The following is a 22,768-nucleotide window of genomic DNA, read 5'->3' on the forward strand; positions in this document are numbered from 1 at the left end:
ACCCCGTTGGCCTTCAAGGACTGTATAGGCCTGGGGATCTTAGTTGATCGCGAAGTACGGGCCCGAGCACCAGACCTGCGAGCCACGGGATGGACAGCACCTTGGAAGCTCGATTCCGAAGGAAAATACCGAACCTGGTGCGCGGCACAAACGCGCCGGCCAGCGTCTCGCCCGCTCTCTGCTTCCTCTCGACGAGGGGACGCATCCAGTCTTCGTAACGCGAGAACGCTGCTTCGTATTCTCTGCCGAAAACGTCCAGCTCACGTGCCAACACGTATGCCCCTGTCATGGCAAGAGCCGCACCCTGCCCCGCCAGGAGGGACGGAGCGTAGGCCGCATCGCCGACAAGCGCGATCCGGCCACTGGACCAGCGTTCCATGCGTATCTGGCTCACCCGATCGAAATAGAGATCCTCGCTCTGATCTAACAGATTGAGCATCGTAGAGCATTCCCAGCCCTCGCGATCGAACTGGTGATGCAGGAGTTCCCTTTGGATTGTTGGATCGCTCAGGTCTGCCGTGCCCAAGCCGTTCGCCGCGAAAACGGCGAAAATGACAGTCGCGTCATCCTCGACCGCAAATCGCGCGATCTGCTTGCCCGGCGCGGAATAAGCGACATAAGCACCTTCGTCGCGCGGCCGATATCCGTACACGGCAAACGCCGCCGCCATGTATCCGAGATGCCTTTCAAAACGCCCTTGTCCTCCAAAGGCCAGTCTGCGAACCGTGGAATGAAGGCTATCCGCGCCAATCACGAGGTCGAAGGAAAATCAACGTCAACCGCCGATGAGGTTTTCGTCATCTTGGTGATCGTATCATCGAAGATGACTTCGCATTCCGATTCAATCGATCGATAGAGGAGACTGGCAAGGGCTCCGCGTCTCAGGCTCGCGAATCGACCACCCGAGAGCCGCTGAAACACAGTAGCGTCAAATCCACCTGTCCTCTGGCCCAGACGGTCGACAAATTTGAGCTCCCTGACGCGGTAATCCTCTCGGGCAATGTCGCGAGTCAGTCCCATATGCTCAGCGACATCATATCCGGTACCCCAGAAGTCGATTACGTATCCACCGGTTCGCGGAGAGGCGTCGCGCTCGACAACCGTCGGACTGAAGCCCGCCTTTGCCAGCCAATATGCCAGACAAGGTCCTGCTATCCCGAGGCCGGAGATGAGGACGGATCCTCTCGTCACAGGACATGTCCTACTCTGCTTCTGCGGCTTGGCGAACTCTCGGCGCGAGCTGCGCCAAAATCTGCACTCTGCTGTCGTGGTCCATTCGCAAGCGGACGCTTCCGAAAAAGGACCGGCATGCCATTCCGCACGCCGGCTGAGTTGGACAATAACGTCACTGGAGCTCGAGACCAAGGCGTCCGAGTGCCGACCTCTTGATCTCCAATACCCCAGGGTTGACAGGCTTATATGAGCGCCGCCCTGTGTAGCACTAACATGGGTTAGGAAGCGCGATCATTTGAAGCAGCGTTAGAGTTCTCTTACGCTAGCCTCGCTCAGGCACTCTTTCGATAGAACGCGCCCAGCAGGATCGGCGTGAGGTACATGGGTATCTGATAGCATCCGATGAAAAGCAGAAGCGGATCGGTCACGGCCGCCGGAAGCGCGGCAAGGAAAAGCGCAATGTTGCGATTTCCTGCAACGATCCCCAACGGGGCCGCTATATGACGGGTCCCGGAGCGCCGGAGCCACAAGGTCACCAGGATTTGAAGGCCGAAATTGCCGGCAAAGGCAGCGCCGAGCGCGAGGGCAAATGCCTGAGGGTTGGAGCCCATCGCCGGGCCAACGGCGGACATGAGGCCCACGACCACCACGGCCATCCCAATAGCTGAGAGTCCGTCGATCGCCACTAACGTCTCCTTGGCCGGATTGGCGAACCAGAAACGGACGGCGAAAGCGCCTCCTGCTGCCAGAGAGATTATGAGGAGCAGCCGAGCGGCGGCCGTGAACACTTGCGCTCCGTCGCCTAGCGCGGGCGCCAGCCAGAACACGGGAATGACGGTGAGGGGCAGGAGAGCTGTTCCGACGACGAGCTGGCGCAACGCCGGCGCTGGATCGTGTCCGGTGAGGATCGTCAGGTTCGGGCTTCCCGAAATCGGAGACGCTGCCATCATCAACACCAGCGCCGTTGAGAGAGCACCCGACCATCCGGCAATCCGGAACAGCAGCATCGCCGCCACAGGAAACGCGATCTGAAAAATCAACGTGAATACTATCGAGTTTCGGAGGTCCGCCAAGGCGCCGACGGCCTGCCGCGGTCCGACCCGCAACGCTGCGATGAACAGCAGGACCGCGACCAGCTCGCCGATCCAGGGCCTGAGCGCGAGCGCCAGATCGGGGAAGAGAATGCCGGCGAGAAGCCCCAGCACGAGCACGGAGCGGCCATGGCGCGCGACCCACCCGAGGCCGGTGACGATCGCAGTCATTCCAGCCTCTGACAGCATGGGGAAGGCGGGGCAGTATCCAACGGGATCAGCCGCCTGGCCGATAGTACATGTTGGCCGGCAGCCAGGTCGCCAGATCCGGGAAGGCGATCAGGAGGAAGACCATAAGCATCATGATCAAGAACATCGGGAAGGCCACCCGCGCGATATAGTTCATCTCGTGCCCTGTCATGCCTTGCAGCACGAAGAGGTTGAAGCCGACGGGCGGCGTCACCTGAGCCATTTCGACGACCACCACGACGAAGATGCCGAACCAGATGATGTCGATTCCCGCCTCCCGAATCATCGGCTCTACGACCGCGATCGTCAGCACGACCGCGGAGATGCCGTCGAGAAAACAGCCAATGATGATGTAGAAGACGAGAAGCACCATCAAAAGCTCCAAGCGCGAGAGCTCGAGAGAGCCGATCCACTGAGCCAAGCCACGCGGCAGGCCGGTAAAGCCCATCGACAACGAAAGGAAGGCCGCGCCGGCGAGGATGAAAGCGATCATTGCAGAGGTCCGCGTCGCGCCCATCAGGCTTTCGGCAAAGGTGATGCGAGTCAGCGAGCCCTGCGCGGCAGCAAGCGCGAGGGCACCGACGACCCCGATAGCGGCTGCTTCTGTCGCCGTGGCAAACCCGAGGTACATGGACCCGATCACCGCGATGATCAGAAGCAGGACGGGGATCAGGAAGCGCGAGTTCTTGAAGCGCTGCGAGAACGGTACTGCCGGTTCCGGGTCCGGACGGTAGCTCCGTGAGAACTTCGAGGCGACAGCTACATAGCCCATGAAAAGGAAACAGAGGACAAGGCCGGGGATGATGCCGGCAATGAACAGCCTCGTGATCGACTCATTGATCGTCACCCCATAGACGATCAGGGTGAGTGAAGGCGGAATCATCAGACCGAGCGTCGCGGCCCCCGCGAGCGTTCCGATCACCATGCTTTCGGGGTAGTGGCGCTTCCTGAGCTCCGGGATCGACATCTTCCCGACCGTAGTCAGCGTGGCAGCCGAGGAGCCGGAGACGGCGGCGAAGACCGTGCAGCCGACCACATTGGTGTGGAGCAGACCACCCGGCAATCTCGCCATCCAGGGCGAAAGACCCTTGAACATGTCTTCTGAAAGCCGGGTCCGAAAGAGGATCTCACCCATCCAGATGAAGAGCGGCAGCGCCGTCAACGTCCATGACGAAGCCGAGCGCCAGATGGTGGTCATCATCGCGTCGCCCACCGGTCGCAACGTGAAAAGCTCCATTCCGACCCAGGCGACGCCGAGGAGCGCAAGGCCCACCCAGACGCCGGTGCCGAGCAGCAGGAACAGGACGAACAGAAAGATGGCGATTGCGGCGAAGCCTTCCATGCCGGGCTATTCCGCCGCTCTCTCGACCACATCCGACCGGATGTTGTCCTGGCGGGTTGCAATCAGGCTGATGAGATTGTCCGCGAAGCAGATCGCCAGAAGAATAGCGCCGAACGCCATCGGCAGCTGTGGGATCCAGAGCGGTGTCACGTCTTGACCCTGGCTGACGTCGTGCAACTTCCACGACCAGTAGACCGTCTTCACCGCGTACCAGGCGAGGTAGGAAGACGTGGCAGTGCCGACAACAAGGCCCCAGAGCTCGCCCCAGAAGCGGCGCTCGCCGAGCACTGTCAGCAACAGGCTCACCCTGATGTGGGCGCCGCGGTTGAGCGTATGAGCAAAGGCGAGGAAGGAGGCCGCGGCCATCAGATACCCGGCATACTCCGCGGAACCGGGAAAGGGCGTGCCGATCCATCGCGCTACCATCTGCAGGACAATCACGCAAAGGATGAAGATGAGGCAGAGCGCCGCCATTACGCCCGCGCCATCATAGATCGCGTCAAGTGCGCGCCGGATAGCAGGCATCACGGCCTCTCCCAAACAGTCGCTCGCCGATTGCGGCTCGACTCAGCACCCGGGCCGCCGCGTTTGCAAGGATCACATCGCCTTGTAGGCGTCGATAATCGCCTTGCCCTCTGCGCCCGCACTGTCCACCCATTCCTGGGTCATGGTTTCGCCGAAGGCCTTGAGCTCCGACTTCAGCTGGTCGCTGGGCTCGGAGACTTTCATGCCGTTGTCGGCGAGCGTCTTGAGAGTCTGATCGGTAAGCGCCTTCGATTTCGCGGTTCCTTCCGCAGCCGCCTTCTCGCCGCAGTCGGCGATCGCTTTCTGCGTGCCATCGTCGAGCGCACTCCAGGCGTCCTTGTTGACGAAGACCACGTTGCGTGGCAGCCAAGCCTGGACATCGTAGAAGTGCGTCAGGCTCTCCCAGACCTTGGAATCGACACCCGTGGCGCCTGAAGAGATCAAGCTCTCTGCCACGCCGGTTGCCAGCGCCTGGCTGAGCTCGGCCGCCTCGATCTGGACGGGTGCCATGCCGGCCAGCGCGGCGATGCGTGCGGTCGCGGCGTTGTAGGCGCGGAACTTGATTCCCTTCATGTCCGCTACCGCGTTGACCTCCTTCTTGAAGTAGAGGCCCTGCGGCGGCCAAGGGACGGCATAGACATAGACCAGGTTCTGTTCATCGAGCGCCTGGGTCAGCTTTTCGCGCGCGGCCTTCCAGAGCTTGTCGGAAGCCTCGAAGGAGGTCGCGAGGAAGGGGATGGAGTCAATGCCGAACAGCGGGTTCTCGTTGGCGTGGGCCGAAATCAAGCGTTCGCCGATCGGCGCCTGACCTGTCTGCACGGCGCGCTTTATGTCGTTTCCGCTGAACAGGGCGCCGTTGGGGTGGGTGACAATCTCCAGATTGCCGCCGGTGCCCTCGGCCACGCATTTGGCGAAGGCGACAGCGTTTTCGGAATGGAAGTTGGTCGCCGGGTAGGCCAGAGGCATGTCCCATTTCTCGGCCGCCAAGGCCGGTGCCGAGGCCACGACGAGTGCCGCCGAGGCAAGAAGCGCCGATAAATGCTTCATTTTCTGGTCTCCCATTTTTGCCACGCCGTTCCACTCTCTTTCTCATCGCCCTATTGGAACCGCGAAGGTGCGTAGAGCGCAAGGTTCAAATTGGGTGCGCGTCCGGACACAAGCCGAGCCAGAAGCCGGCCTGTTTTCGTCTAAACAGGTCCTGGACCAACCGCAGGCCTGCCACGGCGTGATCGCCCCGTTCCTTAGGAGCGGTCGAACCGGAAAAGTGTTGCACCGGCCAAGCGGAACTGGGCTGAATAGGCTAAACGGCGGGCAATCCACTGGGAGGAGAAGACAATGAAGAAAACTCTTGTGGCAGGTCTGTTTGGGCTTGCGGTCAGCGTGTCGGGCGTTGCCTTTGCCGAGCCCGTCAAGGTCGGCATGATCACCACGCTTTCGGGCGGCGGGGCGGGCCTTGGCATCGACGTGCGCGACGGCTTCCTGCTTGCGATCAAGCAATCGGGCAACAAGGACATCGAGGTCGTCGTCGAGGACGACGCGATGAAGCCGGAGCTAGCGGTGCAGATCGCCGACAAGATGATCCAGAGCGACAAGGTCGATATTCTGACCGGAATCATCTGGTCCAATCTTGCGATGGCCGTGGTGCCGAACGCGGTCGCGCAGGGCAAGTTCTATCTTTCGCCCAATGCCGGCCCCTCAGCGCTCGCTGGCGCCAAATGCGACGAAAACTATTTCAATGTCGCCTGGCAGAACGACAATTTGCACGAGGGGATGGGCAACTACGCCAACACCGCAGGCTACAAGAACTCCTTCATCCTGGCGCCCAACTACCCTGCCGGCACCGATGCGCTGACGGGCTACAAGCGTTTCTACAAGGGTGAGCTCGCCGGCGAGATCTATACCAAGCTCGCCCAGACCGACTATGCGGCGGAGATCGCCCAGATTCGCGCTTCGGGCGCGGATTCGGTTTACATCTTCCTCCCGGGCGGCATGGGGATCGCCTTCATGAAGCAGTACGCCCAGTCGGGCGTCGGTATCCCGGTGCTGGGCCCCGGTTTCTCGTTCGACCAGGATGTGTTGGGCGCGATCGGCGATGCGGCCATCGGCGTAAAAAACACCTCGCAGTGGTCGAAGGACCTCGACAATCCGACCAACAAGACGTTCGTCGAGACCTTCCAGGCCGAGTACGGCCGGCTGCCGTCGCTTTATGCAAGCCAGGGCTACGACACGGCGAGCCTGATCCTCTCGGCCGCCGCCAAGGCCAGCGTAAAGGACGCAGATGCCTTCCGCGCCGCGCTCAAAGCGGCGGATTTCAAGTCGGTGCGCGGCGACTTCAAATTCGGCAACAACCACCACCCGATCCAGGACATCTACGTGCGGGAAGTCGTGAAGGAAGGCGACGTGCTGACCAACAAGATCATCGGCGTGAGCCTGGAAGACCATCAGGACGCTTACGCCAGCGAGTGCAAGATGTGACGGCTTCGTCTCCCCCTTTTCTGCCCGCTTTGCGGGAGAGAAGGGGGATGGCGTCAAGCTTGAAGGCCCATCATCAATGAGTTGCGCACCTCACCCCTGCCTATGTCGCCGACAGGGTGAGGGCGAGCCGCAGCGATGCCAATCCTGAGATCCCGTTAGCCTATGCAGACGACCCTCCTGATTGAGCAGATCCTGAATGGCGTGCAGTTCGGCGTCATGCTGTTCCTGATGGCGGCCGGGCTGACGCTGATCTTTGGCGTCATGGGCGTGATCAATCTGGCACATGGCTCGCTCTATATGCTCGGCGCCTTCGCCTGTGCAGCCGTCGCGACGGCGACAGGCTCGTTCTGGCTCGGGCTCATGGCCAGCCTTGCAGCGGCAGCGGCCGCCGGCGCCATTGTCGAGCTTCTCGTCATCCGCCGGCTCTATGATCGTGATCACCTTGACCAAGTGCTTGCCACGTTTGCGCTGATCCTGATTTTCTCGGAAGGGACGCGCTGGCTGTTCGGTTCCTTTCCGCTCTATCTCAACATACCGCCCGTGCTGTCCGGTGCGGTCGACCTGCCGGCAGGAGCGCGCTACCAGCTCTACCGCCTGGCGATCATTCTCGTGGGGATTGCAGTGGCGATCGGGCTCTACCTGCTCATCTCGAAGACCAGGCTCGGCATGCGCATCCGCGCAGGCCAGTCGGATCGCGAAATGATCGCCGCACTCGGTGTGGACATTCGCACGCTTTATACCGTCGTCTTTGCACTCGGGGCGGCGCTTGCCGGCCTCGCCGGCGCAATGGTCGGGGCGCTACAGTCGGTACAGGTCGGCATGGGCGAGCCGGTGCTGATCCTCGCCTTCGTTGTCATTGTTATCGGCGGCATCGGCTCCATCAAGGGCGCGCTGGTCGGTGCTGCGCTCGTCGGTCTCGTCGATACGCTCGGTCGTTTCCTGCTGCCGCAGTTCTTCGCCCTTTTTCTCGGCCCCTCCCAGGGGACGACCGTCGGGGCGGCACTCGCCTCCATGCTGATCTATATCGTAATGGCGTTGATCCTGGCTGTCCGGCCGCGGGGCTTGTTTGCGGCAAGCACATGAAGAGGATGCGCGCCGAAACGCCGATCAATTTCCTTCTGGCGGGACTGCTGCTCCTCGTGCCGCTTGCTGCTTTGGCGTTGGAAGAGCCTTTCTACATCACGCTGGCCACACGGATGGCGATCCTGGCGCTCGCAGCGGTCGGCCTGAACCTTGCGCTCGGCTTGGGCGGGCTGGTGTCCTTCGGCCATGCGGCTTTCTTCGGCATCGGGGGCTATACAGCGGGCATCCTTTCCACCCACGCCTCCAATGCTCAGCCTTTGATGACCTGGCCGATCGAGATCGGCGGGTCCGACAACATGCTCGTCATCTGGCCGGTGGCAGTGGTCCTGTCCGGCCTTGTCGCATTGGTAACAGGCGCGATCAGCCTGCGCACCTCGGGCGTCTATTTCATCATGATCACGCTGGCGTTCGCGCAGATGATCTATTATTTCGCAACCTCTTGGCCGGCCTACGGCGGCGAGGACGGCCTCTCGCTGGGGCTCCGCAACGCCTTTCCAGGGATCAACACAGCGCTTCCGCTCAATTTCTTTCTCATCTGCTATGCCCTGCTGATTGCAGCGCTGTACCTTTTCGCGCGCATCCGCGACTCACGATTCGGCACCGCCCTGCAGGCGGCGCGGCAGAACCAAGTGCGGCTCGCAGCCGTCGGCATTTCGCCGTTCCCGATCCGTCTGGCCGCCTTCGTGCTCTCCGCCATGATGACCGGTCTCGCCGGTTCGCTCTTCGCCGACCTCAATCGCTTCGTCAGCCCGTCGATGCTCTCCTGGCAGATGTCTGGCGAGCTCATCGTGCTCGTCATTCTGGGCGGTACGGGCCGGCTTTTCGGGCCTGTTGCCGGCGCCATGCTCTTCGTGCTGTTCGAGTTCATCCTCGGCGGCTTCACCGAGCGTTGGCAGCTCTTCCTCGGCCTCATCCTGCTTGGCGTGGTCTTGTTTGCACGCGGGGGGCTGCTCGGCCTGCTGGCGGGGAAGGTGCGCCATGGCTGAGGCCATCCTGTCCGTCCGGAATCTGCGAAAGAGCTACGGAGCGCTGACGGTAACGGACGGTGTCAGCCTCGATCTTTGCGCGGGCGAGATCCACGCGCTGATCGGACCGAATGGCGCAGGCAAGACGACGCTCATCCATCAGATCGCGGGCACCGTCAAGCAGGATGGCGGCACGATCGCGTTTCTCGGACGCGACATCGGTGGTCTTGGCGTTGCCGAAAGAGCGCGGCTCGGCCTCGGCCGCTCCTTCCAGATTTCGTCGCTTGCCCCCGAATTCTCCGCACTCCGCAACGTAATGCTGGCTGTCCAGTCGCAACAGGGGTCGAGCTTTCACGCCTTCCGCCCTGTCATGCGCGATCCTTCCCTGACCGAACCTGCATTGAACATGCTGGAGCGGGTTGGCCTCGCTGGTCGCGCGCATGTGACCGCGGCGGAACTTTCGCATGGAGAACGCCGCCGGCTCGAAATCGCGATTGCGCTGGCGCTTTGCCCCAGGGCGTTCTTGTTCGACGAGCCGATGGCTGGAATGGGACCGGAAGGTTCGAAGAGCCTTACTGGATTCTTGAATGACCTCAGGCAGGAAGCGCCCATTCTGCTCGTCGAGCACGACATGGATGCAGTTTTTGCGCTCGCCGATCGCGTTTCCGTCCTGGTCTACGGCCGGGTCATCGCAAGTGGTAGCGTGAGCGAGATCCGCAACAATGCGGAGGTTCGCCGCGCATATTTCGGGGAGCACATCTGATGCTCCTGGAAGTGTCGCGTCTCGAAGCGTTCTATGGTGCCTTGCAGGCGCTTTTCGGAGTGGACCTCGCCGTCGATGATGGCGAGGTCGTCGCTCTCTTAGGGCGCAACGGTATGGGAAAGACGACGACGATCTGTTCGATCCTCGGTCTCTTGCGATCGCGAAGCGGAAGTGTGCGCTTTGACGGTACCGAGACGTCACGGTTGCCTGCCCACCGTATAGCCCGCCTGGGCATGGGCCTCGCTCCCGAAGGCCGCCGCTGTTTTCCCAATCTGACGGTGCGTGAGAATCTGGTGGCGGCGGCGCGGCCGGGCACCTGGACGCCTGCCCGCGTCGCAGCCCTCTTTCCCCAACTCGAAGAGCGGAGGGACCAATATGCCAATACACTCTCCGGCGGCGAACAGCAGATGCTCGCCATTGGCCGCGCTTTGATGACCAATCCGAAGCTCCTGATCCTGGACGAAGCGACCGAAGGGTTGGCGCCATTGATCCGGCAGGACATCTGGGCTGCCATCCGTAGGCTGAAGGCTGGCGGTCAATCCATTCTCGTTGTCGACAAGGCGCTCGCCGAGCTTCTGCCGATCGCCGACCGCGCCTTTGTTCTGGAAAAGGGCGTGACCGTCTGGAGGGGGCGGCCTGACGAACTCACGGCCCAGCTTCAGGACCGCTATCTGGGTGTCTGATCCGTTGCGCGCCGGCTTTACGGCGCTAGAGGCGCTTCACGCCCTCTGGGATGTGCGGACACCGCATCCATTTCGATGCGGTGGCATTCGCTACCGATGCAATGACGCGCGCGTTCACGATCGCGCCGCAATCCACGACGAGTCACGCGCGTCCGCGAGGAAGCGAAGAAGTCAATGACTATGGGTTCTCATTCCGCGCCTGGTTGACGAGCCGGGATAGATCCGAGCCACCCGAGCACCAGTTCTCGAGTCCGGAGGCGAACACTTGGCCGATGGCGGACACGACGGCGACCGCGTAGGCGCCTGGATCATTCTCCCAGAAACCGAACATTGGCGATCCCGACTGGATCCTGCAGATATCCGCGTTGGTAGTCATCGCCCTTCCGGAACCGTAGTCGAATTCGTCTTCGTCCATGCTCTTGCCCATCTGAAAGAGCGGGAACGACGTGCCGGGATTGACGGCATATCCCATGTTGAACCAGACGCTGAGATCGTCCCAGGACGAGCTGTAGACCTTGGTACCGAGCCACCCGAAGCGGTCGCCCAGTCTTTCGTTGATGACGAGTACCGCATAATCCTCATCGACCGTGCTCGCGCCCGGATCGCCCTGGATCTGGGTATAGGCATAAGCGAGGGTATCGAAGACGGTCGCCTGAGCCGCGTTCCCAGCAAAGTGGACCTCGATTTTCTCGGCTACATCGGTGTTCCAAGCCACGACATGACTTGCCGTCAAGATGTGACGCGGGCCGATGAGCGCACCGGAGCCCATGCGACCGTTCGCGTTGGTGATCCGGCACACGCATCCCCACGGATAGCTCGTGTCGTTGTAGATCCTCCGATCATCGGAGCCATAGAAATGACAGTCGATGGCGGGCGTCAGCCGATGGCCGCGATGCGTCACGACAGGTGGCTCAGGCAGCCGCAGGCGCTGCGGAGCGAACGCCCCTGCAATCCAGGCCGGGCGATAGGAGTCGGTCTGCGCAACCGCTTCGGATGGGGCCGCGCGCTCGACGAAGCGCACGGACTTGCTCGGCGGCACGGACGAGATCAAGCCCTGCAGTTCTCTGGGGACCTCTTCCCGGGCCGCTTCGCGCGGCCGGCGGCGGAGCTCTTCCGGATTCATCGGGAACACATTCTCGACGTGCGACGTCATTGTCCCTCCTTGGCGGGTGCCTGGGACCGCAACCCGACTATCCTGAGAACGCTTCGTGAGAAAATAGCAGGCCCGGCGGCGGAACATGACCGCCCCGCACGCATGATCATCGTATCAATGCCGATATTGGGGCCACTGCCTGCCGACCCGATCTCTATAGTAGGCTTGAAGCGGCACGGTGTCCACGACTTTCACTTGTGCGCCTTGTGTAAAGCCGATAACAGAGCGACCTCGCGTCTTGCGCGCTCTACGCCAACCCGAAACGATATCGCCGATGTGGGCGCGCACCGGTCACGCTGTCTGCTGACACGCACGGAATATGCCTATGAGCAGGCCAAACCAGAGTTCACAGCGCAGATGGTGATCAAACCGCACACCGCATGCTCAATGATGCAGGTTGCGATCTCACCTCAAGGTAACGCCGCCGCCTCCGGGTCAAACAGAGCCTATCCAGTCAATTGAACTAAGTCGGATTTACCTCCGACAGCAGACGTCCCAATTGCTGCCGCTCGGCGAGTGCCAGAAGCAGTATTATTCGCAAAGTCAGCTTATATGGCACACCGCAGGCTTGGGACTACGATAGCTGCTCCGAGCGCGCTTTCACGTCATCGCTAAGCCGCTGTATGATCTCGATGGTCTTGCGGATATCCACTTCGCCGAGAGCGACACCCATCGTCGAGGCGATCGCCAAGAGGCGGTCGTTGAGCTCCTGGTAGCGCGCCTCACCTTTAGGCGTAAGCCGCACCAGCTTCGAGCGCCGGTGCTTCGGATTGTCGATGAACTTCACGAGCCCTTCGGCGGCAAGCTCATCCGCCAGCCGCTGCATGCGTTGGCGGCTGGTGGGCCGCATCTCCGCGATTTGGGGCACGGTCAGCGGACCAAGCAGCGCAAGGCTTCGCATAAACCCGAACGCACCGCCGCCCCAGCTCGTGATGAGCCCTGTCTTCTGGCCGAGGGCCCTTATCCTAAAGAAACACTGGGCGACTTCGAGCATCAGCTGAGCGACTGCCTCGCCCTTGCTGTCGACGATTGGGCTCGCACCTGTTCTCTGTCGTGTCGACACCATCGCCTCCGTTCCCTTTGGCTGTACCAGGTCTCCAGTATACCAATTCTCAATTGACACCTTAGTTGTCAAATCGTAGACTGACACCTTAGTTGTCATTTTCAGAATCTCTGCTGCGTGTCCTCCAGCATCTGCGGGAGCAACCATGGATATGGACACAGATGGACAACAGATGGACGACACAGAAACGGCGGGCGTCATCGCGCGACCACCCTTCCTCTTTCTCGCCGCTCTTCTGCTCGGCCTTGTCTGGGATCGCCTCCTGCCTTTGCCGTTCCCGGTTCCAGGGACCAACTTGGTCCACTGGATCATTGGCGGCGCGCTGATCCTCATCGGGTTGGCGCTTGCAGGCTCGGGTATTCGCAACTTCTCACTGGCCGGGACGCCGGTGCCCGGGAACAAACCCACCCGCGTGCTGGTGACGACCGGCATTCACGGCTGGACCCGCAATCCCATCTATCTCGGCATGTTCCTCATCTACGGGGGCATCGGCGTGGCCGCACAGAGCTCGTGGGTGCTGATGATCACGCTGCCTCTGGCAATCACGATCCGCTTCGGCGTCGTCGCGCGCGAGGAGATGTATCTGGAACGGCGATTCGGCGACGCCTATCGGGACTACAAGAGCCGTGTGCGCCGCTGGCTGTAGCCGTCGGACACAGCGCTGGCCCTCTAGCGCCGACGCGCTGCGCATTCGGAGGCCCAGGTGAGATCAGGCCTGATTGTGATCGGCGTCTTGGCGGTCGTGCTCTCCTCCTGCGCGACGATCCCGACACCCCAGGAGGCCAACGTTGCCGTACTGACGCTCAGAAAGTATGGTAGTTGGGCGTGGGCCGTAGGCATTGCTCTCATCTGGGTCGATCTGGTATTGCCGATCCCACAGACTGCCGTGATCACCGCACTCGGCATCATCTATGGGACATTGCTCGGCGGATTGCTGGGTAGCTTCGGCCTGATCACCGGTGGTCTTCTCGGCTACGGCCTGATGCTCACCTCCGCACGGCGTCTTGTGCGGCGGTTCGTTGGACTCAAGTCCCTGCACAAGATGGAGGGTTTGTTCGACCGGGGCGGGGCTTGGGCGATCGTTCTCACCCGCAGTCTTCCGTACAGCATCCCCGAGGCCATGGTCTTTCTCGCCGGCCTCGCGGGCATGACCATGCCGAAATTTATCATGGCGCTGACCATCGGCAGCGTACCCGCGGCATTCGTCTTCGCAGCGATCGGCGCTGGCTGGGCGGACCAGCCGATCTTGGCCCTCGTGGTTAGCTACGTCCTTCCCATCCTCCTTCTACCCATCGTCGTTTATCTCATGCAGCGGCGAGCAATGTGAGAAATGTCACTATAGCAAGTCAGGTAGCGAAGCCGAGATGCGTGGTGGCGAACCATGATCAGCCTCAACTCGCTCACAGCTATCGTCCATATATCCAGTCCAACGTGTCTGCCACTATAAACAAGTCTTCGGCGTCTGGATCGAAGCGCTGGCCAGCAGCCAGTCGGACTGCCCAATCGGCCGCGGCGCGACCGCCCCAGGCATCCGGCGGGGTTGCGATTCTCTGGCACTGGGTACCGCGGTAGTGCTCAGCGATGAAGTCATAAAAAGATCCATTCACGTTGCGTAGTGCCGCACCACCCGTGGTGCCGTAGAAGGCGGCAGAGATGAGCGCATCGCGGCCCGCTTGGAGTCGCCATGAGCAGACCAGTCGTGCAACCGCACCGGTCTCCAGTTCCAGCGCAATACTGGCGTAATCTTCCACGCGCCCGTTCACCATGTTGAGCCGCTCGCCGCCGGCAAACAGCGTTGAAGAGACGCGCGAGACCTTGGGAAAATCCAAAGTCCAGAGGGCCAAGTCGACGAGATGAACGCCGAGATCCATGACACAGCCACCACCGGAGAGAGCAGCGTCATAGAACCAGGGCTTGTCAGGCCCATAGGCGTTGTGGAACACCAAATCGATGGCATAGATGCGCCCCAGTTCGCCGCGAGAGATCAGGTCGCGGATAAGGCGCATGCCCACTGTGAAGCGATAGGAGAAATCGACGGCCAGCAGCCGGTCGGCACGGCGCGCCGCATCGAGTACCGCGCGCACTTCCGTCGCGGTTCGGCCTAGCGGCTTCTGGCAAAACACCGCCAAGCCGCGCTCGAGCGCGCGGATCGCTTGGGCGGCATGCAGAGCGGTTGGCGTCGCGATCACGACGCCGTCAAGTCCCGCCTCGAGCAACTCATCGAACGTCCCGCCGCAGACGGCATCCGGCGCCAGCTCCGCCGCGCGGCGGATCATTTCCGGCGAAGGATCCACAATAGCGGCTATCTCTGCGGCGCCCGTCTCCAGGATCGCTTTCATCCGGTGGTGACCGATCCACCCCACGCCGAGAAACCCCAGCCGCGGCCGGTGCAGTGCTGTCTCGCTCACGCGATCGGGCGCGGTCTGCATCATGGATAGGTCACCAGCGCCTTGACGAATCCGTCCGGACGTTCGCGCGTCGCATCGAGCGCCTCGTCCAGCCGCTCTAGCGGGTAGGTATGTGTGTAAAGCACGCGAGGATCGAGCCGGCCGGCCGCGACCGCATCCACGGCTGACCGGATACCCTGGATATAGATGGCCGGATCGCGCTCATGCGCGCAGATGACATCGAGACCACGCCAGTTCCAAAGCCACATGTTCACTTGCCGTGGACCGTCCTGATGGTAGCCGGCAACGATCATGAGGCCGCGCTCACGCGTGAGCTCAGCTGCGAGATCGAGCGGCCCCTGCTTACCGACTGCTTCGATTGTACGGTCGCAGAACGTCCCGGCCGTCAGGTCCTTGACCTGCGCGATGATGCGACGATGGTCATCCATCTTTATGGTCTCAGCCGCGCCCATGGCGCGCGCGAGATCGAGCGAACTAGGCCGCCGCGAGATAGCGATCACCCGCGCTCCGGCATTGCTTGCCAGTCTGGTGAGGAGCGCGCCCAGGAACCCGATACCGATGATCGCGACCGTATGGCCGGCCGCAACATCGCTGCGCTTGAAGATGTTGAAGGCGCAGCCGAGCGGCTCGCCCGGAAAGGGTTGGCCCGCGAGAGGACCGGGGAGTTTAACCACGCAATCCGCGTCCGCCACGTCATATTCGGCATAGCTGTGGTAAGAGAGCGCCGCGACGCGGTCCCCGACCGTGATCGCTGTGACATTGTCACCCACCGCATCGACGACACCCCAGCCCTCGTGACCGAGAGACCCCGGCGCCGTCGGGTATTGCATCCAGTCCGGGCCCGCCCAGGGAACGAGATTCGACGCACAGACGCCGCACCCCTCCAGCCGAACACGCACCTGGCGGGGACCCGGCTGCGGCTTCTGTGTCTGCTCGATGCGAATCCGGCCCGGCCCGACCAGCACGGCGGCACACATGGTCTCTGTGTCAATTGATGAGCCCCTCATCGTCTCTCGCATGACGGTCGAATGCCCTGTCCGCTAACCCTTGTTCCTGCAGCACGTTCCAACGTGAACGGCCAGATGCAGTTCCGCCGGCGCGCAGGCACGCGGGATTTTCCTCGTGCCGCGTGAACGTTCGGCCTGCATTCCTGTTCACAACGCATATTCCAGGTTGACGCTCCCACGCGACGTGCTGGCGCCAGAGGCATTTTGGAGAGATGACGATGAAGATCAGCGATTGCATGAGTTCGGACGTGCGGATCGCCTCACCTGCCTGGTCGATCCGCGACGCCGCCCGTGCGATGAGGGAAATCGATTCCGGATTCCTTCCGGTCGGAGAGAACGACCGCCTTGTCGGTGCGGTCACCGATCGGGATATCGTGATCCGCGCCGTCGCCGAGGACAAGGGGCTGGAGACCAAAGTGCGCGACGTGATGTCAGATGAGATCATCTACTGCTACGATGACGAGGATCTCGACGCAGTCGCCACCAGAATGTCGGATCGCAAGATCCGGCGCCTGCCGGTCCTCAATCACGACAAGCGGCTGGTCGGCGTGGTCTCGCTTGGCGACCTCTCGCAAAGCCCGGAGGATGATGGAAGGCGCAGTGCCGCCGCACTCGGAAGTATATCAACGCCCGGCGGCGAGCACGTTCAGTAGAAACTCCGATGCCGGCGAAATCCAAAAAGCAGCAAATGGCAGCGGGCGCCGCGCTCGCCGCCAAGCGTGGGAAGCGAAATAAAAGTTCCCTGAAGGGTGCCTCCCGCTCCATGGTCGAATCCATGAGCGAGAAGGAGTTGCGCGACATTGCTTCCACCAAGCGCAAAGGAAAGCCGAAGCGCGCTTCACGCTCGTAACGTGCAGCGCGACTTCTCGGCCACCCGGGGAGGTTGCGCAATGGGACAATTAGAGGGGCGGATCAGTTGCCTGCTCGATTAAGCAAGGACCCAACATGACTAGGCGCAAGCTCCGGGTAGCGATCGTCGGCGTCGGAAATTGCGCCTCATCCTTGATACAGGGCATTACCTATTATCGCGACGCACGCACCGGCGATGCCGTGCCGGGCTTGATGCATGTCGATCTGGGCGGATACCGGGTCGGCGATATCGAGATCGTCGCAGCCTTTGACATCAATGCCGAGAAGGTGGGGAAGGATCTGGCGACGGCCATCTTCGAGCGGCCGAACAATACATTCCAGTTTACCCAGGTGTCGCCGCTGGGCGTCACGGTCCAGCGCGGCCCCACGCTGGACGGACTTGGTCGTTATCTTAACGACGTGGTGCCGGAATCGGACAAGCCAGCAGTCGACGTCGCGAAGGTCCTGCGACGCTCGGAGGCGGAGATCGTGGTCTGCTACCTGCCCGTTGGATCGCAGCGTGCTGCCGAATGGTATGCCGAGCAGGCACTGGCGGCGAACTGCGCTCTGGTCAACTGCATTCCGGTCTTCATCGCTTCGGACGAGGGCTGGAGCCGGCGCTTTGAGGAGCGTCGCTTGCCTGTCATCGGTGATGACATCAAGAGTCAGGTCGGCGCGACGATTACACACCGGGTGCTGACAAACCTCTTCCGCGAGCGCGGCGTGCGCCTCGACCGCACCTATCAGCTGAATTTCGGCGGCAATACCGACTTCCAGAACATGCTGGAGCGTGACCGGCTCGAGTCCAAGAAGATCTCCAAGACGCGCTCGGTGGAGAGCCAACTCGACGTGCCGCTGTCGCCGGACTGCATCCACGTCGGGCCCAGCGACTATGTGCCGTGGCTGACCGATCGCAAGTGGTGCTATATCCGGATGGAGGGCACCACGTTTGGCAATGTGCCGCTGAATTGCGAGCTCAAGCTGGAGGTGTGGGATTCGCCCAACTCGGCGGGCATCGTGATCGATGCCGTTCGCTGCGCGAAGTTGGCGCTCGATCGCGGCATCGGCGGCGCACTGATCGGCCCATCCAGCTATTTCATGAAATCGCCGCCGCAGCAATTCACCGATTCAGAGGCAAGGCGGCTGACGATTCAGTTCATCGATCAGGGCTGAGCGGCGCCAACGGACATTGACATGCTGATCGTCGTCTTCGGTCTTACCATCAGTTCTTCCTGGGGCAATGGTCACGCGACCTTGTGGCGCGGCCTGTGCGGTGCGCTGGCGCGGCGTGGACACCACGTCGTCTTCTTCGAGCGAGACGTCCCCTACTACGCCCTTAATCGCGATCTCTGGGAGATTCCCGATGGAGAGCTGGTGCTCTATCGCGATTGGGCCGAAGTGACTCCCACCGCCGAAGAGCGTCTCGCCGCCGCCGATGTCGCGATCGTCACCTCCTACTGCCCTGATGGCGTGGAAGCGGCGGAACTGGTGCTCTCCTCCCCGGCAGAGATGCGCGTCTTCTACGATCTCGATACGCCCGTCACGCTCGCCAACCTGAGTGCGGGCAAGGAAGTCCCCTATATCGGGCCGCACGGGCTGTCGGGGTTCGACCTGGTACTGAGCTATACCGGCGGTTCCGCGTTGGATGCGCTCAGGACGCAACTCGGCGCGAGGCGGGTCGCACCGCTCTACGGAAGCGTCGACCCGGCCGCGCATCGGCGTGTTGCCCCTCAGCCGCAATACGCTGCCGACCTTTCCTATCTCGGCACCTATGCGGCCGATCGGCAGGCGGCGCTCCGCGAACTGCTGATCGAGCCGGCGCAGCACAGGCCGGGGCAACGCTTCCTGATCGGCGGGGCGCAGTATCCGCCGGAGTTCCCGTGGCTCGGCAACATCTTCTTCGTCCGCCACCTGCCGCCTTCCGAACATCCGGCCTTCTACAGCTCCTCGCGCCTCACCCTCAACATCACACGGGCGGCCATGGCTCGGATGGGCTGGTGCCCGTCGGGCCGGTTGTTCGAGGCGGCAGCATGCGGCGTTCCCATTCTGTCCGATTCCTGGCCGGGGCTGGAGGAGTTCTTCACGCCCGGCTCGGAAATCCTGGCGGCCGAGACGCGGGAGGATGCCATTGCCGCCCTGGACCTCTCCGTCGCGGAGCTGGCGCGGATGGGGCGCGCGGCACGGGAGCGAACGGAAGCGCAGCATACGTCCGATCAGCGCGTGCGCGAGCTCGAGCGCCTGCTGGCCGATCGTGCGCCGCCGGCGCCAGGAATCGACATCCATTCGGCAGGAGCTTGAAATGTGGGGAATAGTGCCGGCCGCGGGCAGCGGCACACGCATTCAGCCTCTCGCCTTTTCCAAGGAGCTGCTGCCGGTCGGCAGCAGATTCGACGGGACCACGGAGCGGCCCCGCGCAGTCAGCGAATATCTGATCGAGCGCATGATCGCAGGAGGCGCGGACAAGATATGTTTCGTCATCGGGCCGGGGAAATCCGACATCTTGCACCATTTCGGCGACCGATATGGCGATGCCGCCATCGCTTATGTCGTGCAGCCGCAGCCCCGCGGGCTGTGCGATGCGATCTTTCGCACGACGCCGCTCATCCATCCCGACGAATCGATGACGGTCGGGCTGCCTGACACGATCTGGTTTCCGGCGGACGGGCTACGCGCATTGCCGGACGACCGCCTCTCCTTTCTCCTCTTCCCTGTGGAGCGCCCGGAAGCGTTCGATGCGGTCGTGCTTGATGAGCAGGATCGCATCCGCGAGATCCAGGTGAAGCGGCCCGACGCGCAGTCGAATTGGATTTGGGGTGCGTTCAAGATGCCGGGCGCCGTGCTGCATGCACTCAATCGCCTGTGGCTCGAGCGGGTGCCGCGGGACGAATATGTCGGAACGTTGATCAACGCCTATCTGAGTCAAGGAGGAGACGCGGTCGGCGTGCGCGCCGGGCAATCCTATGTCGATGTCGGGACCCTGCATGGATATCGCGAGGCGGTCGCGCTGCTGGCGCGTGGCGATAGTCAGACGCAACGCATGCGCGCCTGAGGACGATCGAGATGATGAGCAACCTGGACACCATCGAGCGGATGTCCCACGAGCAGGTCCGGCAGCGCGTCGCAGAACTCGGCCCGTGGTTCCATAATATCGACCTCAACGGCGTAAGAACGGCGCCCGAGCACTTCCTCGGCGACTACCCGGCGGTCAAGTGGCGGCGCTTCGCCGACCGCATTCCGGCCGATCTCGGAGGAAAGAGCGTCCTGGATATAGGCTGCAACGCCGGGTTCTATTCGATCGAAATGAAGCGCCGTGGGGCCGCCCGCGTCCTGGGCATCGATTTCGACGAGCGGTATTTAGCCCAGGCCCGTCTGGCCACAGACGTATGCGGAGTGGATGTCGAGTTCCGTAACCTCTCGGTCTACGACGTGGGCGCCCTCGGCGAACGGTTCGACATCGTGCTTTTCTTGGGCGTGCTCTATCACTTGCGCCATCCGCTGCTCGCCCTCGATCTCATCCATGAGCATGTCGCCGGCGACCTCCTTGTCCTGCAATCGATGCAGCGCGGGAGCGAAGCCATCGATCCGCTGCAGGACGACTACGACTTCTGGGAAGCCGACATGTTTGAAAGCTCGGGCTTTCCAAGGATGCATTTCGTCGAGCACAAGTACGCGGACGACTGGACCAACTGGTGGATTCCCAATCACGCCTGCATAGAGGCGATGGTACGCAGCGCCGGCTTCGACATCCTGGAGCATCCTGAACAGGAGGTATTCATCTGTCGGCGCGGCGCGCCCCCCTACGGGGCTGGCAGCGTCTATCCTGCGCGTGGAGACAGCCGATGATCGAAGCGGTCATGATCTGGAACGAACCTAACAACAAGTCGCATTGGGACCCCGAAATCGATCCGGACTGGAGGCTCTACGGCGAAATGGCTGTGACGGCTGCCGACGCGATCGCGGCTGAGGCACCGAGTTTGCCCAAGGTGCTTGGCGGCATTTCGCCGATCGATCCGAACTTCATCCGCAACATGGCGGGAAAAGGTGTTCTGGATCATGTCGATGTCGTGGCGCTCCACGGTTTCCCGCTCGACTGGAACCTCTGGCCCATCCACGAATGGCCGGACCGGATCAGGGATGTTGAAGCCGTCACCAGGCTGCCTATCTGGATTACCGAAGTTGGCGTTTCGACCTTCGGGGCGGAGCAGGTGCAGGATTGGGGATTGCAACGCACCGCCGAGCTACTCATCAGGCGCGTGCCGCGGATCCACTGGTACAGCCTGTATGACTTGCCGCGCGCTTGGACGGCGACGACGCGCCACAAGGAAGCCGAGGGTTCGTCCTATTACAGGCACTTCTACATGGGTCTGTTGCGCGAGGATGGCTCGCCCAAGATCGCGGCCGAGCAATTCGCGGCTTACGGTGCGGAGATGGGAATCTGCCAGTGGTTCAATTTCGACGATCACCGGCTCTATGACGCGGTGCAGTGGCTGCGCCGGCTCGGCGTGCGGCACGTGCGTACCGGCCTCAGCTGGGCCGACAGCTTCAGGCCTAACGCACTGGCCTGGTTCGACCGGCAGATGGCAGCATTGGACGAGTTCGACGTGACGCTCACTTTCTGCTTCACGCCGGAACATCGCGGCATTGCCCCGCACCACACCAGTGCTCCGCTGATCAAGGAGGAGTTTGCGGATTTCTGCGCGGCTATGACGCGCCGCTATGTGGGCAATGGACGCGCTGATCGTCTCCGGGCCATTGAAGCCGCCGCGGGATAAGAACCGGCGGCCTCTCCTGCGCCGCGCTCAGGCGGGCACGGCCGCCTGCCCGTTAGCGCGCTTGGCCGCGGAGACGCGACGCTCGCGTCGTCCATCGGAGAGCCGCCGTTCGAAATAAGCTATGGTGTACCCAAGTCCCTCCGTCAGCGGAACGGCCGGACACCATTTGAGCAGTTGCTGCGCCTTCTCAATGGCCGGCCGGCGTTGCCGTGGATCGTCTGTCGGCAGCTTCTTGTGCACGATCCTCGACTTGGAACCGGTTATGTCGATCACCAACCTAGCCAGCGCGAGAACGGTGCATTCCGTGGGATTGCCGAGATTGATTGGCCCCGTTGCACGTCGGTTATCCATCAGCCGACGCAATCCCTCGATCAAATCGGTCACATAGCAAAACGAGCGCGTCTGCAGGCCGCTGCCATAGATCGTGATCGGCTTGCCCTGCAAAGCCTGGACGATGAAGTTAGATACCACTCTTCCGTCCTTCGGGTGCATGCGCGGGCCGTAGGTGTTGAAAATCCGCGCGACGGCAATGTTCAATCCATGGTGGCGCTTGTAGTCGAACATAATGGTCTCGGCGCAGCGCTTGCCTTCATCGTAACAGGATCGCACCCCGATGGGGTTGACATGGCCCCAATATTCCTCCGGCTGTGGGTGGACCTCCGGATCGCCGTAGATTTCGCTCGTCGAGGCCTGCAGGAGCCTCGCTTTAGCCGCCGTCGCGAGCTTGGCCATGTTCAGGGCGCCGAGGACGCTCGTCTTCACGGTTCCGAGGGGGTCAGCCTGATAGTGCGCCGGTGAAGCGGGGCACGCGAGATTATAGATCTGATCGACCTTCAGTTGAAACGGCAAAGCGACATCGTGGCGCACAACCGTGAACCGGCGATTGTCGAGAAGCGACTCTAGGTTCACAGGACTGCCGGTGGAGAAGTCATCCAGGCAGATAACGTCGCCCCCATCGGCCAACAACGCCTCGCACAGATGCGATCCTAAGAAACCGGCACCCCCCGTCACCAAAATCCGTGTAGCCATGCAATACCTCGACTGACTCAGGCTGATTTTCAACTCCGCGACTGGCTGCCCGATTACAAGTGAATACGCGGACGGCAGCGACGGTTCCACGTGCTACTTACGCCTACATCGCCATGCATGGAATGTGCAGAACTGTTGCAACGCGGTGCGTCCTTTGAGGTTTACCGTCAGTTACGCGCTGACGTCTCATCACCGCGA

24 protein-coding genes are annotated in these 22,768 nt (G+C 62.0%); 14 read left to right on the forward strand and 10 right to left on the reverse strand.

Translation table 11 applies throughout. The annotated features are described in order from the left end of the window. Positions 1-13: 13 nt before the first annotated feature. From DTX69_RS30565 to DTX69_RS06640, 5 genes are all read right to left on the reverse strand, one after another. Positions 14-754 (reverse strand): FAD-dependent monooxygenase, encoded by a 741-nt coding sequence (locus DTX69_RS30565; protein ID WP_284735594.1) that lies wholly within the window; start codon positions 752-754, stop codon positions 14-16. 751 nt (positions 755-1,505) lie between these two features. Next, a complete protein-coding gene (locus DTX69_RS06625; protein WP_119300716.1) occupies positions 1,506-2,435 on the reverse strand; it encodes a hypothetical protein in 930 nt (309 codons plus the stop codon). 46 nt (positions 2,436-2,481) lie between these two features. After that, entirely contained in the window at positions 2,482-3,795 is a 1,314-nt protein-coding gene (locus DTX69_RS06630; protein ID WP_119300717.1) for a TRAP transporter large permease, read from the reverse strand. 6 nt (positions 3,796-3,801) lie between these two features. Next, positions 3,802-4,320 (reverse strand): TRAP transporter small permease, encoded by a 519-nt coding sequence (locus DTX69_RS06635; protein ID WP_119300718.1) that lies wholly within the window; start codon positions 4,318-4,320, stop codon positions 3,802-3,804. Between the two features lie 72 nt (positions 4,321-4,392). After that, positions 4,393-5,367, reverse strand: a complete 975-nt coding sequence (locus tag DTX69_RS06640; RefSeq protein WP_119300719.1) for a TRAP transporter substrate-binding protein — start codon at positions 5,365-5,367, stop codon at positions 4,393-4,395. Positions 5,368-5,655: 288 nt separating this feature from the next. On the opposite strand from DTX69_RS06640, the gene DTX69_RS06645 reads away from it, so the two are divergent. The 5 genes from DTX69_RS06645 (at position 5,656) to DTX69_RS06665 (ending at position 10,289) form a co-directional block, all read left to right on the forward strand. Further along, the gene (locus tag DTX69_RS06645) at positions 5,656-6,795 is read left to right on the forward strand and encodes an ABC transporter substrate-binding protein (RefSeq protein WP_119300720.1); all 1,140 of its coding nucleotides are present in this window, start codon (positions 5,656-5,658) and stop codon (positions 6,793-6,795) included. A 162-nt stretch (positions 6,796-6,957) separates the two neighbouring features. Next, on the forward strand, positions 6,958-7,878 hold the full coding sequence (locus DTX69_RS06650) for a branched-chain amino acid ABC transporter permease (RefSeq protein ID WP_119300721.1): 921 nt from the start codon (positions 6,958-6,960) through the stop codon (positions 7,876-7,878). After that, positions 7,875-8,864: a branched-chain amino acid ABC transporter permease gene (locus DTX69_RS06655; protein WP_284735595.1), complete on the forward strand. Its 990-nt coding sequence runs from the start codon at positions 7,875-7,877 to the stop codon at positions 8,862-8,864. The genes DTX69_RS06650 and DTX69_RS06655 overlap by 4 nt, the downstream gene beginning before the upstream one ends. Then, positions 8,857-9,606 (forward strand): ABC transporter ATP-binding protein, encoded by a 750-nt coding sequence (locus DTX69_RS06660; RefSeq protein WP_119300722.1) that lies wholly within the window; start codon positions 8,857-8,859, stop codon positions 9,604-9,606. Before DTX69_RS06655 ends, DTX69_RS06660 begins: the two co-directional genes overlap by 8 nt. Next, positions 9,606-10,289: an ABC transporter ATP-binding protein gene (locus DTX69_RS06665; RefSeq protein ID WP_119300723.1), complete on the forward strand. Its 684-nt coding sequence runs from the start codon at positions 9,606-9,608 to the stop codon at positions 10,287-10,289. The genes DTX69_RS06660 and DTX69_RS06665 overlap by 1 nt, the downstream gene beginning before the upstream one ends. A 178-nt stretch (positions 10,290-10,467) precedes the next feature. Here the strand turns inward: DTX69_RS06665 and DTX69_RS06670 are convergent, their stop codons facing one another. Continuing rightward, positions 10,468-11,442, reverse strand: a complete 975-nt coding sequence (locus DTX69_RS06670) for a trypsin-like serine peptidase (RefSeq protein ID WP_162916766.1) — start codon at positions 11,440-11,442, stop codon at positions 10,468-10,470. Between the two features lie 574 nt (positions 11,443-12,016). Then, a complete protein-coding gene (locus DTX69_RS06675; protein ID WP_162916768.1) occupies positions 12,017-12,508 on the reverse strand; it encodes a MarR family winged helix-turn-helix transcriptional regulator in 492 nt (163 codons plus the stop codon). Between the two features lie 142 nt (positions 12,509-12,650). Between DTX69_RS06675 and DTX69_RS06680 the strand changes: the two genes are divergently transcribed. After that, on the forward strand, positions 12,651-13,151 hold the full coding sequence (locus tag DTX69_RS06680; RefSeq protein WP_119300726.1) for a methyltransferase family protein: 501 nt from the start codon (positions 12,651-12,653) through the stop codon (positions 13,149-13,151). Positions 13,152-13,208: 57 nt separating this feature from the next. Continuing rightward, positions 13,209-13,832 carry a VTT domain-containing protein gene (locus DTX69_RS06685; RefSeq protein ID WP_119300727.1) on the forward strand — a complete coding sequence of 208 codons (624 nt, stop codon included), beginning with the start codon at positions 13,209-13,211 and terminating at the stop codon, positions 13,830-13,832. Between the two features lie 79 nt (positions 13,833-13,911). Here DTX69_RS06685 and DTX69_RS06690 read toward each other — a convergent pair whose 3' ends face one another. Both DTX69_RS06690 and DTX69_RS06695 read right to left on the reverse strand, forming a co-directional pair. Beyond that, a complete protein-coding gene (locus DTX69_RS06690) occupies positions 13,912-14,937 on the reverse strand; it encodes a Gfo/Idh/MocA family protein (protein WP_119300728.1) in 1,026 nt (341 codons plus the stop codon). Then, a complete protein-coding gene (locus DTX69_RS06695) occupies positions 14,934-15,920 on the reverse strand; it encodes an MDR/zinc-dependent alcohol dehydrogenase-like family protein (protein ID WP_284735596.1) in 987 nt (328 codons plus the stop codon). Before DTX69_RS06695 ends, DTX69_RS06690 begins: the two co-directional genes overlap by 4 nt. A 218-nt stretch (positions 15,921-16,138) precedes the next feature. On the opposite strand from DTX69_RS06695, the gene DTX69_RS06700 reads away from it, so the two are divergent. From DTX69_RS06700 to DTX69_RS06730, 7 genes are all read left to right on the forward strand, one after another. Continuing rightward, complete coding sequence (locus tag DTX69_RS06700; RefSeq protein WP_119300793.1) at positions 16,139-16,573, forward strand: CBS domain-containing protein; 435 nt, start codon at positions 16,139-16,141, stop codon at positions 16,571-16,573. Positions 16,574-16,581: 8 nt separating this feature from the next. Beyond that, positions 16,582-16,770, forward strand: coding sequence for a DUF3008 family protein (locus tag DTX69_RS06705; RefSeq protein ID WP_119300730.1), 189 nt, complete (start codon positions 16,582-16,584; stop codon positions 16,768-16,770). Positions 16,771-16,865: 95 nt separating this feature from the next. Continuing rightward, a complete protein-coding gene (locus DTX69_RS06710) occupies positions 16,866-17,942 on the forward strand; it encodes an inositol-3-phosphate synthase (protein WP_119300731.1) in 1,077 nt (358 codons plus the stop codon). A 21-nt stretch (positions 17,943-17,963) separates the two neighbouring features. Next, entirely contained in the window at positions 17,964-19,067 is a 1,104-nt protein-coding gene (locus DTX69_RS06715; RefSeq protein WP_119300732.1) for a CgeB family protein, read from the forward strand. 1 nt (position 19,068) lies between these two features. Next, positions 19,069-19,818: a sugar phosphate nucleotidyltransferase gene (locus tag DTX69_RS06720; RefSeq protein WP_119300733.1), complete on the forward strand. Its 750-nt coding sequence runs from the start codon at positions 19,069-19,071 to the stop codon at positions 19,816-19,818. A gap of 11 nt (positions 19,819-19,829) precedes the next feature. After that, the gene (locus DTX69_RS06725) at positions 19,830-20,612 is read left to right on the forward strand and encodes a TIGR04290 family methyltransferase (protein ID WP_284735597.1); all 783 of its coding nucleotides are present in this window, start codon (positions 19,830-19,832) and stop codon (positions 20,610-20,612) included. Further along, positions 20,609-21,541, forward strand: coding sequence for a glycoside hydrolase 5 family protein (locus tag DTX69_RS06730; RefSeq protein ID WP_119300734.1), 933 nt, complete (start codon positions 20,609-20,611; stop codon positions 21,539-21,541). Before DTX69_RS06725 ends, DTX69_RS06730 begins: the two co-directional genes overlap by 4 nt. Before the next feature lie 27 nt (positions 21,542-21,568). Here the strand turns inward: DTX69_RS06730 and DTX69_RS06735 are convergent, their stop codons facing one another. Next, positions 21,569-22,570 carry a UDP-glucuronic acid decarboxylase family protein gene (locus DTX69_RS06735; RefSeq protein ID WP_119300735.1) on the reverse strand — a complete coding sequence of 334 codons (1,002 nt, stop codon included), beginning with the start codon at positions 22,568-22,570 and terminating at the stop codon, positions 21,569-21,571. Positions 22,571-22,768 lie beyond the last annotated feature (198 nt).

This window comes from Dongia deserti, assembly GCF_003574735.1.
GTDB lineage: Bacteria > Pseudomonadota > Alphaproteobacteria > Dongiales > Dongiaceae > Dongia_A > Dongia_A deserti.